We start from the raw sequence: 12724 nt of genomic DNA on the forward strand, positions 1-12724 counted from the left end.
TTCACCGGTGTGGGGCCGTGGTTTGCCCGAAGATTAAAAGTTGAGGTATGATTCCAACAGATTTCTCACTTTTCTTCCTCGCCTATTTTCAGTATCGCGAGGAACGCTTCCTGGGGGATGCTCACCTGACCGATCTCTCTGAGCTTCTTCTTTCCTTCTTTCTGTTTCTCTAAAAGCTTCATCTTCCTGGTCACATCGCCGCCGTAACACTTGGCGAGCACGTCCTTCCTGAGCGCTTTGATGTCCGCCCTCGCGATGATGCGTCCCCCCGCTTTGGCCTGGATCGGTATCTCGAACTGATGCCTCGGAATGAGTTCCGCGAGTTTCTCCACGAGTTTCTTCGCGACCGCGTAGGCCTTGCTCTTGTGGACCAGTGTCGAGAGGGCGTCGACGGGTTCTCTGTTCACCAGGACCGTGATCTTAACGATTTCGGATTCTTCAAAACCGAGCATCTCGTAGTCCATGGATGCGTAACCTCTGCTCATCGCCTTGAGTTTGTCGAAGAAGTCCGTGATGATCTCTGAAAGCGGTGCTTTGAAATACATGATGATCCTGTTCTTTCCCGCATTCTCGGTGTGCTGGAGCGTGGCCCTCCGCTCGTTCTGCAGGTGCGTCATTATGTTACCCATGTAATCGGTGGGCGTGATGATGGAGAGTCGAACGTAGGGTTCGTAGACCTTCTCTATGAGTTCTTCGTCGGGAAACTTCGCCGGATCGTTGACGATCAGCGTCTGACCGTTTCTGAGCAGAACCTTGTACTCCACGTTGGGAGCCGTCATGATCACGCTCATTTCGAACTCGCGCTCGAGTCTTTCTCTCACCACGTCCATGTGCAGCAGTCCGAGAAAGCCACACCTGAATCCAAAACCGAGTGCGGGCGATGTGGTCGGTTCGAAGGTCAAAGCCCAATCGTTCAGTTTGAGCTTTTCGAGTGATTTTTTCAGCTCCTCGTAGTACTCGGGCAGACCCGGGAAGACGCTCGCGTAGACCATGGGTTTCACGTCGCGATAGCCGGGTAACGGTTCGGCTGCGGGCATCAGCGCGTTCGTTATCGTGTCACCGACCCTGGCTTCGGAAACCTCTTTTATACCCGCAATGACGTAACCGACCTCGCCGGGTCCCAGGCTGTCTGTCGGAACCATCGTTGGGGTGAAGACACCCACTTCCTCGACTTCGTAACGCCGGTTCGTCGACATGATCAGTATCTGGTCTTTCTTTTTCAGAACCCCATCGAAGATCCTCACGTACACGATGACTCCCCTGTACTTGTCGTACTTCGCGTCGAAGATCAGCGCCTTCAAAGGTTTGCTTGGATCTCCCTCCGGTGGCCTGACCCTCTCGATGATCGCTCTGAGGACCTGCTCGACACCTTCACCGGTCTTCGCACTCATTTTGAGCACTTCTTCCCTGGAGACTCCGAGCAGGTCCACCACCTGCTGCAGGCTTTCTTCAACGTTCGCGTTCGGAAGGTCTATCTTGTTGAGCACCGGCACTATATCCAGATCGTTCTCGATGGCCAGATAGCTGTGTGCCACGGTCTGCGCCTCTATTCCCTGCGAGGCATCCACTATGAGTACGGCTCCTTCGCACGCGGCCATACTCCTGCTCACTTCGTAGGAGAAGTCGACGTGGCCCGGCGTGTCTATGATGTTGATCTCGTAATCTTGACCGTCGTAGTTGTAGATCACCTTGACGGGTTGAGCCTTTATCGTGATCCCACGTTCCCTCTCGATGTCCATCTGGTCGAGGAACTGATCGTGCATCTTCCTTGGATCGACAGTCTTGGTTATTTCCAGGATCCTGTCGACGAAAGTGGTCTTTCCGTGGTCTATGTGGGCGATCGTGCAGATGTTCCTTATGAACTTCGTGTCCTTCAACCGGATCTACCCCCATCCAGGAGCCATTCGATCGGCATCGCTTCCGCCCTGGCCAGAAAACCTTCGACGGTTTCCGCGCAGAACAGAGCGTCGCACACGGCCTCGTAGACGCTTTCCACCGCAGCCCTGAAGAGTTCGTCGAACAGCTCTCTATCATCACTCACGTACCCTTTCTGCGTCGAGAACGCTATGCACACGTCCCCGCTGCCGTGATGACCCGGAGAACCCAGCATACCGAGAGCCAGGAAAGAATGCCTCGCAACCCTTTTCAGCTGTCTCGAATCGAGTGGAACGTCCGTTGCCAGAACGATCACGATCGAACCTTCGTTCTTTCTCACCACGCCCATTTTGACGTGCTCACACGCTCTCTTGTTGAGGATCGTGAGATCTTCGAAGTTACCAAAGTTCGCAAGAACCAGTGCCCCAAGCACGTGTCCATCCTTCAGTTTCCTCGAGGCGCTGCCGATCCCACCCTTGAACCCGAAGCAAACCATGCCGGTACCGGCACCGACGGATCCGAGTTCGAAGGCTTCGTTAGCTTTTTCGTAAGCTTCCACAACGTGAGACGGTTTCACCGCGGGATAGAGTATGTCGTTCAGCAAACCATCGTTGCACTCGCCGATGATCGGATTGAGCGTTCTGAACCTCTTCTTTTTAGCGGCGAGTTCGACCACACCCTGAAACGCATAACCGACGCTGAGCGTGTTCGTGAGCACGATGGGGGTTTCTATCTGTCCGAGCTCTTCTATCTGCATCAAGCCTGCCGATTTTCCAAAGCCGTTCAGAACGGCGCACGCCGCAGTAACAGGTTTTTCGAAGATCTTCTCACTCGGCACGATCACGGTCACACCGGTGCGAACGATGGTCGGTTCGTCCATGACGATACTGACGTGCCCTACGCGCACACCAGCCACATCGCTCAGAAGGTTCTTCTCTCCAGGCTCCAGTCTCCCGAAAGAGAGTCCATACTCTCTGAAGCGTGGACGCAAGGCCCTTCCTCCTTTGTGATATTATAAATTGGATTTTGGGAGGAAACCTTCGTGGAGAGTTTCTGCTACGAATCTGTCTTCGGTCCCATCTGTGTGAAGCTGGAAGAAGGGCGCGTGTGCGGCATAGAGCTCGGTGAAAGATGCGAAGGGACTGTGAAACCGGACCAAGTCGTCGTGAAACAGCTCGACGAATATTTCAAAGGTGTCAGGACCCGGCTGGATTTTCCCGTGAAGGTTAGTGGAACGGAATTCCAGCTCAGAGTCTGGCAGGCTTTGAGGGATGTTCCCTACGGTTCCACGATCAGTTACGGCGAACTTGCGAAGAGGCTCAATACCTCTCCGAGGGCCGTCGGCCAGGCACTCAAACGCAATCCGTTACCTCTGTATTTTCCCTGTCACAGGGTGGTTGGTAAGAGCTCTCTCGGGGGTTTCAGCGGCGGACTCGAATGGAAGAAGAATCTGCTCGCACTCGAGCGTGGTGAAAGATGCGCTGGAGACTCATAGGTTTTCTGTGTGGGTTTTTCCTCACGATCGTGGTACTTTCCTACTTCTACGTTCAGTTCACGAAGGATCTGCCATCGCCGGAGTCGCGCATACCGACGGGTCTATTGCTCATGTATTCGGACGGCACACCGATGTCTTTACCGCGGTCTTTCTGGGTCAGACTCGAGGACGTTCCTCCGTACTTTTTGAACGCCCTGCTGGTTTCTGAAGACAAACGCTTCTATTTCCATGTGGGCATCGATCCTCTCGGCATCGCGAGGGCCGTGGTGAGGAACATCAGCAGCATGTCGATCAGCGAGGGAGGCAGTACCATCACGCAGCAACTCGCACGGACCCTGTACCTTTCACCGAAAGTGAGCTGGCAGAGGAAGATCAGAGAGATGTTCATCGCACTCTGGCTCGAAAGGCACAGGACGAAGGAAGAAATCCTGCAGATGTACATAAACTCTGTGTACATGGGCAACGGGCTTTATGGATTCGCCAGCGCGTCGAGGTACTACTTTGGAAAAGATCTGAGCGAGATCAACCTGAACGAGGCGGCACTCTTGGTGGGCGTGCTTCGCTCACCCGAGAACTTCAACCCGCTCAGGGACTGGCAGATCGCGAAGCGCAAGGCGAAAACGGTGCTGGACGCCCTGCTCGAGGAACGTTACATAAGCGAGAGTGTTCATCGTCAGTCGCTGGAAGAGCTCGAGAGCATGAATTATTCAGGCAAGCCTGTGTTCAACATGGATGAAGAAGTGTTCTGGAGGGTGGTCAGAGAGCTCAAAGACATCGGTTACGGCCTGGACGAGCTGAGGCAGGGTTACAGGATATACACGACTCTGGACAGAAAGCTTTCGCAGGCCGCGCTGGGTCTGGCTCCAAACATCGTCGTCGAGGCGATAGACCCGATGTCCGGTGCGGTGCTGGTTTACAAAGGTGTCGGTCTGACCTATCCTGAAGGCAGGAGACTGCTCGGATCGGCGATCAAACCTCTGTATTACTATCTCGCCGTTCTGGAAGGCTGGTCAGTGGACAGCGAGCTGATCGATCTGCCGCTGAAGATCGGTGACTGGACTCCTGAGAACTTCGACAAGCGTTACCGAGGCGTCGTCACGATGAGGCAGGCGCTCATCGATTCTCTGAACGTACCTTCGGTGAATCTGTTCATGCAGCTCGGAAGAGAAAAGGTGATCGATTTTCTCAAGAACGAGTTGAAGATCGAAGGTTATTATCCGAACGATATGACGATCGCCCTCGGCACGCTCGAAACCGCACCGGAGGAAGTTTTGAAAGCATACGCGGCCATCTTCAACGGCGGTGCCGTTCTGAAACCGTACATCGTGCAGCACATCGAGGATCCCAACGGAAGAACAGTTTACGAAGCTTCTGTGAGGGTTATCAACGTTGTCATGGCCAGGAAACTCAGTCCCATGGAATCTTCGGCCGTCTTGCTCGATGTGATGCGTGAGGTCGTCGAGAGGGGAACCGGCGTGCGCGCACGGCAGAAGGTTCCCGTTGCTGGCAAGACGGGCACTTCTTCCAAAACGGCCTGGTTCGTCGGGGGTGATCAAACCTTCATCATGGCGGTGGCCGTGGACGGTGAAAACCTCACGGGGGGTGCCAACGCTGCCCCGATCTGGTCCCAACTCGTGTCCAACTACAACTACCGTGGCAGAATGCCGAATTGGATCGTGCAGTCTCGTCTGACAGTGAAAACCACCCTGCCATCGCTGACGCTCGACGTGGACAGGATCATGCGGTGGCTCGAGGAAGGTTATTTGAGTCTTGAAACGCTCGCTGAACTCGTTTCCAAACTGGATAGTTCAGCCATGCTCGATTTTCTGAGCAGTGTGAACGAACGATCTCCACAGCTCGCCAAACAGCTCTGGGAACTGATCAGAACGAAACGCACCTGGTGAACATTTTTGTCGAGAGAGAAACGTCGATGAAAACTGTCATGAGTAGAATGAGATCCGTGTGGCTACGAAGGTACGCGTTCACAGTTTTGTTTTTGATCGTCTGTGTGGTTTCAGGTGTGATCATCTACTTCAAGGCGCGCATAAACGCCAGTTATTTTGTCTTTCTGCCAGGATACAGTTCCAGGGCCGGTATAGAGCAGATAGACAACGAAGAGCTGAAGGCCTTTTTCAAGATCGTAAAGAAATTCAACGATGGATCTCAATTCGTGGTGCTCGCACACCATCCTGAAGGTTTTTTAGCAGCCCAGGCGCTGCTCAGACTCAACGAACTTCAGAACCAACTTTCCAACCTTCCCTGCGTGAAAAACGTGCTCAGCGTCCTCAACTACAGCTTCAGGAAACCTTACTTCGATGGTTCGAAACTCGACGAAGAGATCCTCACCGATCCCGAAGCGAGCTCCTTCATCTCGAAGGATGCAAGGTACGTGCTCTTGCACTGCACGCTGAGTCCAGGCTACAACGAGGACAAGGCTTTGAGTGAGATAGAGAAGGTTTTGAACGATTTTCAAGATCTGAACGCCCTCGCCTTCGGCCAGCTTGTGATAAACAAACACCTTTTCCGCGAGATCATCCATCAGATCTCCATCTATCCGGCCATCACTTTTCTGGTGATACTGCTCATCTTCTATCTGCAGACGAGATCTTTGAAGGCGAGCCTGGTTTCACTTTTGATACCAGTCGAAGCGAATCTGATCGTGTACGCTGTGGTCAGTTCGGCCGGTATCGAGCTCAACACGATGAGCGTCATGTGTGTGAGCTTCCTGCTCATCATCGGTTCGGCTTACGGGCTACACTTTTACAACGGCGTGGTGAGGTTCAAAGATCGGGTGAGACAAGAGATGTTCAGACCGATCTTCTTTTCCATGTTGACCACCTGCGTCGGCTTTCTCTCTTTCCTGTTCGTTGAGATAACAGCTTTCAAGCATCTTGGACTCATGGTCTCTTCGGGTCTCGCACTCGTGTTTCTCATCCTGTTCACCTCTGGCTACGAACTTCTGCGCGAAGAGAGAGCCGTCCAGCACCGAACGGTCCTGCTCGGGTTCGGAAATGAAAGGCTTGGACGCGTCCTGCTGATGGTTTCGTTGATCCTGGTTGTGGTGACGTTTTTATCTCTGTCACGGATAGAAGTCGGCATGGACCAGGCTTCTTATTTCTCCAAGGGCAGCGATGTCGGAAGAGCTCTGGACATCCTCACGAAGCAGTTTTCTTACAGAGAGCCTGTGTACATCATGGTCGAGAAAGAGAGCCTCTTCACGGCGAAAGATTCTCAGCTCATCTCAGAACTTCTGAACGAGCTGCGCCAGATTGAAGGTGTATCGTCGGTTCAGTTCCCCGTGAGCTATCCCGTACCGAGTCTGGTGCTGCTGTCACGTTTTCAGCCTGCGATACGTTACTTCGTGGCCGACGGCAAGACGGTCAGGATCGTCGTGAACATGACGGAGCAAGCTTACAGGAAGGCCGGAGAACTGAAGAACAGGATCACACAGGTGTTGAAGAATTATCCAGATTACCACTTCACCGTTGCGAGTGCGGCGTTCATCGTGGATCAGATCAATGCGAGCATCGTCACCAGTCAGGCTCAGAGCCTGTCTGTCTCTTTGCTGCTGATCTTTGGCTCGGTCCTGTTCGCGTTCAGAAACGTCCTTCTCTCCTTGCTGATCGTCGTTCCCGTTCTGCTCACCGCGATTCTGAACTTCTTTTTCATCGCGCTGCTGGGGCTGAGACTCGACGTGGCCACATCCATCGTTGCCAGCATCCTCGTGGGATTGGTGGTCGATTACTCGATCCACCTCGCACACGATATGAGAAGGACGAGGGACGTTTCTGCCTCCGTGAAGAACATCTCCATGCCGGTACTCGCCAACGGGCTGGGATTGATCGGAGGTTTCTGCGTCCTCAGCTTTTCGAAGCTTGCCCTGTTCAGAAACGTTTCGCTTTTGCTCATCCTCGGCATCGGTTTTGGACTCTCTTTCACGCTCCTCTCTCAGCCGATTCTGATAGAATGGTTCTTCAAGCGTACCACGAAGACTGAAAGAACTTCATGTGGTCACTGAGTAGATCCTGTGGACGAAGGATCCTTCGTAATTGTAGCTTTCAACTTTCTCCACGCGCCAGTTTTTCGGAAGGATCAGATCCAAGTTCACCTGTCTGTCCTCCAGGTTGACCACGTGGATTTTCAGTGTTCCGTCGCGCTCGAAACTGCTGACGATGAGAAAACCGTCGGATTCGATCGACCATGCCTGGTACGGTTTCACCAGTTCGATCAGTTCTTCCGCTTCGAACGGATGCGAGAAGGTATAGCAGTAGTTCAAATAGTTGAAGAACAGAAAGTTGGCCTTCTCCATCCTCTTTCTCCAGTTCGGATCGTTGAAGTACGCAGAGAAGTTAAGCAGGGAAAGTATCTGCTCGAGCATGAGCTGCTCTTCTGTTTTGACGCTCTGAACGAGCCTATCGTAGGTTTCTTTCCAGACGATCTTCTCGTTCCCGAAAGGTGAATAACCCAAGAAGATCTTCTTCCCACCAAAGTTTTTGATCTTCTCGAGCTCGGTTTCTTCGAATATGGGTGGTACCAGTAAGATTTCCACACCGTCGAAGTTGTCCCACACGACCCTGTAATCTATTCCGTGCCTGATCAGTTCGTGCTGCGCCGCGAAGAAGGGCAAATACGTTCTCTCCCAGTGGAACGTGAGCGAATCGTAAGGATGGAAGATCGCGATCTTGCCGGTCTTCTTTCCATAGCAGTCTTTCCAGACACCGTTTTCGCCTTTGAACCAGCTGTGGTAATCTGCGATCTGCTTCCGAACGTTTTCGAACTCGTCGGCCGTGAGGAGCGTCCATCGACCGTTGTGGAAATATTCGGTGCCTTTCAAAACCATGATCGAATCGTTGGCGTAGGCTTCTGCCATTCCCTGCAGATAGTTTCTGATGGGATAGACTGCGTCTGCACCTATGCCGAGCATGTAGGGTACCGAAGTGACTGGTTTCCCACTGGAGTGCGCGTGTGCGATCCTGTAGGTCATCGTGTTGAAAATCTGCAAGTTTTGAAACTTTCTCGGAAGCTGGTGGTTCTCTATCATGACCAGATCCTGCACCCTGAAGGCATCCCTCAAGTCCACACCCGCCATGACTGCGAGTTTGCTCAGACACGCTTCGAACGAATTCGAAGAGATGATCACGTTCGGATTGATCGATCTCGCAAGCTTTGAAAGTTGGCTCAAGGTGTCCCAAAGCACTCTTCTTCGCCAGATCAGATAAGCCCTCGACTCAACGTTCTCAGATAGGTACTCAGGGATGCCTTTGACTTTGAAGCCCAAACCTTCCGCGAACTCTCTGAACTGTCTCTGGCATCTGTCGCAGTAGCACGGTCTGAAACCGAACCACGAACCGAACACGTTGTCGAAGAAGACTCCGTCGGCCCCGGCTTCGACTATGCCCTTCACGATCTCAGCCAGATGTTGCCTCCACTCTCCGTCCGTGGGACAGGTCAGATACCGTCCCGAGTAGTAGTTGATCTTGTTTCCGTACTGATCCATCGCGTACCATCTCTTCGTCACGTGAGAACCATCGAAGACGACGTTCGAAAATTGCACGTATCCGAAGACTTTCAATCCTTCTTCGTGGTACTCTGAGACCGTGCGTTTGAAGTACTCGTGGTCTTCCTTCTCGATCTCGGGTGGAAAGCCCCAGTTGTACGTGCAGTAGGCCCAGTTGTAGCCCATCTGGTTCAACCGCCTCGCCCCGATCTTCAGGCCTCCTTCGATGTGCACCTTTTCATCGATCGCCGTGCCAGGAAACTTCACCCTGTTTATCCTGATCGTTCCAGGGCCCGCCCACATGTAAACTGGAAAGTGGTTCCACTTCTCTACCATTTCGACACCTCCGTTTCTCCTCGTTCGATCTGTGAGATCACGGCCGCAGCGTAACCGCTCCAGGCCTGATGCAGCGACCCTCTATGAAAGCACGGTGAGTAGTACTCGACCAGGTTCACCCAGCCCCTTTCGAGCGAGTATCTCCACCAGCTGAGCAGAGGATAGGTGTAATCCAGACCGAATCGGGCCTTCGCCAGCGCGTACGCACAGCTCAGATACGGCCAGCAACCCCCGTTGTGGTACCTGTAAGGAAACGCGCTCTTTCCAAACAGATGCGATCTCTTTCTGTAGTGGGGCCAGACAGTCATCACACCCCAGTCTCCGTAAGGCTGCTGGTGGTTGTTCCTCGTTTCCAGAAACTGCTCCATCTTCAAAAGAGAAGAGATGGCTCTTCGCTCGTCGGCAACATCGAAGACGATCGAAACCACCGTGTCCAGGCTGATGTGATCTTCAACGTAACTACCGATGAAATCGACGAAGTAACCCTTTCCATCGTCGAAGAGGACCCCGTTGAACCGCCTTCTTGCCCTCAGATAGTCCTCCTCGAAACGCTTCGCGGTCTCGTGCATGCCAGAAAGCGAGAGCAGTTTCGAAGCTTCCCTGAGTGCCGCGACGTGGAGCGCGGCATCGTAACTGACGTATCCGTTCCTGAACACGTTGTCGGCCCAGTCTTTGCAATCGAAGGGTTTCATGAAAAGGTCATCTCGAACGAACTTTTCAGCGTGTCTTAGGACCTTGACCACTTTGTCCAAGAGGGTATCAGAATCGACACGCTCTTTAAGGATCGAAACATCTTCAGTGACGTTCACGTACTTTGACAGCAACAGCACGAAGAGAAAGCCAGAATCGTGATGGTCACTCCACCAGTCGTTGTTGTACCTGACGTTCTCCATTATCGTACGGTTTTCTCTCCTTAGTTCCCTCAGCAAGGTCTTCTCTTCTTCCGTCAGGAACATGACGCCGCTGGGACAACCATCGTCGTGGACGGCGCTGGCCAGTGTCAGAATCTGATTCCTCACCAGATCGGTCCTCACACCGAGAACGCTCAGACAGGTCCAGAAAGAGTCTCTGAAGTAGGTTCTCGGCGGGAAAGAGTAGTTCACACCCGCGACGAAGGCGAAATTTTCCCCGAGATCTTTCCAGTTGCTGAGCGCCGTGTGGAGTGCGAAGAGGGCGAGACTCCTCACCGGCTCGTTCACATTTTCAGGAACGTGCCTTTTCAAAAACTCGTTGTAAGCGAGGTTCTCTTTCTGCTCATCGTGGCTTGATTTCTCGGTGGTGAAGCGAATCTTCAAATTTTTACCTTCTTCAGCTGTCAGTTCGAATTTGAACGATCTGTCGTTTTTTCTTTGAAAATTTTCGATCCTGCAGTTGAGTGTTTCGATCGTCACGAGCCCTGAGATGTTCATTTCAGAGCCGTTCACCGCGACGCTGAGCGGACTTCTGAAGCTGTAGGTTGCACCGAACGGAACTTTGAACTCCTTCTCTAAGGGGGCTTTGAATTCGATCGACAGTTTCTTCGTCCCCGCGATCTCCCACAGGATCGATCGACTGAAGGCTGAAGTGAAGATCTTCCAGCTCGCCCTTCCACTCTCGAACTCACATCCGTTCGGCCAGAGGGAGCATTTGGCTGGTCGTTGAAGTTCGATGTTGAGGAATTCGATCAAAAGGCCACTCTTTGAGGAGAACAACCGATGTGGCATTCCATCTTTCAGAATCATGGTCAGTTCCAGGTTTGACAGAACGTACTCTTTTGGAATTTCGTGCTCATAAACGATGGAATTGTTCAGGAAAGTGTACTTCAATCTTCATCCCTCACTTGATCGCACCCGTCGTGATGCCCTTGACGAAATATTTCTGCAGGGCGATGAAGACGATCAGAACCGGTACCATGGACAGAACCGTCATGGCCAGCAAGGGACCCCACTGCACGATGTGCTCGCCCGCGTACGTACCGAGCGCGAGCTGTATCGTGTAGAGCTTCGGTGAACCCACGACGATCAGTGGCCACAGAAAATCGTTCCATCGCCAGGTGAAAGACAGCACGGCAAGCGCGGCGACGAGTGGTTGCGATAGGGGCAGAACGATCCTGAAGAAGATTTGAAACTCGTTGGCACCGTCTATCCTCGCACTCTCTATAACGGAATCAGGTATCGCGGAGATCATGTACTTCTGCGCGAGAAAGATCCCCGTCGGTGTTGCCGCTGGTGGTATGATGAGTCCCCACAGTGTGTTTATCATGCCGAGCTTGGACAGTACCAGATAGATCGGCACCATGATGACCTGAAGTGGAATCATGAGCGTGGAGAGGATGAACGTAGAAACGTAGTTTTTGAATCTGAACTGGTACTTAGCCAGTGCGTACCCTCCCATCACGCTTATCAACACAGTCACGAGGGTGGCCGACAGAGAAACCACGAAAGAATTTCTGAAGAACAGGCCGAACTGAGTCCTGTGCAGCACTTGAACGAAGTTGGTGAGTGTGGGTTGGCTGATCAGCTTCGGAGGCCATGAGAACAGATCTTTTTCCTCTTTGAAGCTCGAAAAGATCGTCCAGACGATGGGTGAGATGTACAAAAAAGCGAAGAGATAAACTGAAACGTTCAGAACGATCAGCAGCGCCTTTTTCATACTTCTTCCTCCAGGATCTTGAACTGAAGTAACGATAGTGTCACCAGGATCGCGAACAGGATCACAGACATGGCTGAAGCCATGCCAAGCTTGCGTTCGAGGAACGCCGTGTAATAAATCTTCTGCGCAAGCACGGTGGTGGCCGTTCCAGGACCTCCCGCGGTGAACACGTAGATGATCTCGAAGCTTCTCATCGACATGATCGTGCTCAGAACGAGTACCAGTACAGCTGTGGGTCTGAGCAACGGGAAGATGATCTTCCAGAACCTCACCCATCGGCCTGCACCGTCTAAGGCGGCCGCTTCGTAAACTTCCGTCGGAATGGCTGTCAATGCCGAATTGAACATGACCATGAAATAACCTGCGACGTTCCAGACCGTGACCAGCACGACGCTCAGAAAGGCGAGCCTTCGATCCAGAAGCCAGGGAATCGGTGAAAGATTGTTCTTCAGAAGGAGTATATTGATCAAACCGGCATCGTAGTCGAGAAACCATTTCCAGGAAACGCCTATTATCGATGGAGATAGCAACCAGGGCCAGTAGAACAGCGCCCTCAGAAAAGCCCTGCCTTTGATGAGGTCAGAACTCGTTATCACCGCAAGGAACAGAGAGGTGAAGAACGCGAGTGGAACCACCATGGCAGAGTAAATGAAGGTCCTCAACAAGATCTTTGGAAAACCGCTTTCGGCGCCGAACAGGTAACGGAAATTCGAAAGGCCCACGAATTTTCCCGAGAACCTGAGCATGTCGTAGTCCGTGAAGGAGAAGTAGAAGCTGCTCAGGGCCGGTGTAACGACGAAGATCGTGAATATGACAAGGTTCGGTAACAGGAAAAACCAGGCGTAGTACTGTCTCTTCAAGTCCCATCTACTCCTTTGAAAGCCCGGGCG

Annotated in this window: 9 protein-coding genes; 3 read left to right on the forward strand and 6 right to left on the reverse strand. The window is 52.5% G+C overall.

Annotated elements, in window-relative coordinates:
* Window positions 1-65 precede the first annotated feature (65 nt).
* Both lepA and TSP01S_RS01755 read right to left on the reverse strand, forming a co-directional pair.
* Window positions 66-1877: a translation elongation factor 4 gene (lepA, locus tag TSP01S_RS01750; protein WP_041075943.1), complete on the reverse strand. Its 1812-nt coding sequence runs from the start codon at window positions 1875-1877 to the stop codon at window positions 66-68.
* Window positions 1874-2866, reverse strand: coding sequence for a P1 family peptidase (locus tag TSP01S_RS01755; protein ID WP_041075945.1), 993 nt, complete (start codon window positions 2864-2866; stop codon window positions 1874-1876). The genes lepA and TSP01S_RS01755 overlap by 4 nt, the downstream gene beginning before the upstream one ends.
* 51 nt (window positions 2867-2917) lie before the next feature.
* On the opposite strand from TSP01S_RS01755, the gene TSP01S_RS01760 reads away from it, so the two are divergent.
* Genes TSP01S_RS01760 through TSP01S_RS01770 form a run of 3 tightly spaced genes read left to right on the forward strand, consistent with a single transcriptional unit; the run spans window position 2918 to window position 7388 of the window.
* On the forward strand, window positions 2918-3370 hold the full coding sequence (locus TSP01S_RS01760) for a methylated-DNA--[protein]-cysteine S-methyltransferase (RefSeq protein WP_041075948.1): 453 nt from the start codon (window positions 2918-2920) through the stop codon (window positions 3368-3370).
* Window positions 3352-5274: a transglycosylase domain-containing protein gene (locus tag TSP01S_RS01765; protein ID WP_041075950.1), complete on the forward strand. Its 1923-nt coding sequence runs from the start codon at window positions 3352-3354 to the stop codon at window positions 5272-5274. Before TSP01S_RS01760 ends, TSP01S_RS01765 begins: the two co-directional genes overlap by 19 nt.
* 26 nt (window positions 5275-5300) lie before the next feature.
* Window positions 5301-7388, forward strand: a complete 2088-nt coding sequence (locus TSP01S_RS01770) for an efflux RND transporter permease subunit (protein ID WP_231848582.1) — start codon at window positions 5301-5303, stop codon at window positions 7386-7388.
* Here TSP01S_RS01770 and TSP01S_RS01775 read toward each other — a convergent pair.
* Genes TSP01S_RS01775 through TSP01S_RS01790 form a run of 4 tightly spaced genes read right to left on the reverse strand, consistent with a single transcriptional unit; the run spans window position 7374 to window position 12694 of the window.
* On the reverse strand, window positions 7374-9203 hold the full coding sequence (locus TSP01S_RS01775; RefSeq protein WP_041075952.1) for a hypothetical protein: 1830 nt from the start codon (window positions 9201-9203) through the stop codon (window positions 7374-7376). The genes TSP01S_RS01770 and TSP01S_RS01775 overlap by 15 nt on opposite strands.
* Window positions 9197-11008: an amylo-alpha-1,6-glucosidase gene (locus TSP01S_RS01780; RefSeq protein WP_041075954.1), complete on the reverse strand. Its 1812-nt coding sequence runs from the start codon at window positions 11006-11008 to the stop codon at window positions 9197-9199. Before TSP01S_RS01780 ends, TSP01S_RS01775 begins: the two co-directional genes overlap by 7 nt.
* A gap of 10 nt (window positions 11009-11018) precedes the next feature.
* On the reverse strand, window positions 11019-11834 hold the full coding sequence (locus TSP01S_RS01785) for a carbohydrate ABC transporter permease (RefSeq protein WP_041075956.1): 816 nt from the start codon (window positions 11832-11834) through the stop codon (window positions 11019-11021).
* On the reverse strand, window positions 11831-12694 hold the full coding sequence (locus TSP01S_RS01790) for a carbohydrate ABC transporter permease (protein WP_041075958.1): 864 nt from the start codon (window positions 12692-12694) through the stop codon (window positions 11831-11833). Before TSP01S_RS01790 ends, TSP01S_RS01785 begins: the two co-directional genes overlap by 4 nt.
* Window positions 12695-12724: the final 30 nt, after the last annotated feature.

The organism is Thermotoga caldifontis AZM44c09 (genome assembly GCF_000828655.1).
Taxonomy (GTDB): domain Bacteria; phylum Thermotogota; class Thermotogae; order Thermotogales; family DSM-5069; genus Pseudothermotoga_A; species Pseudothermotoga_A caldifontis.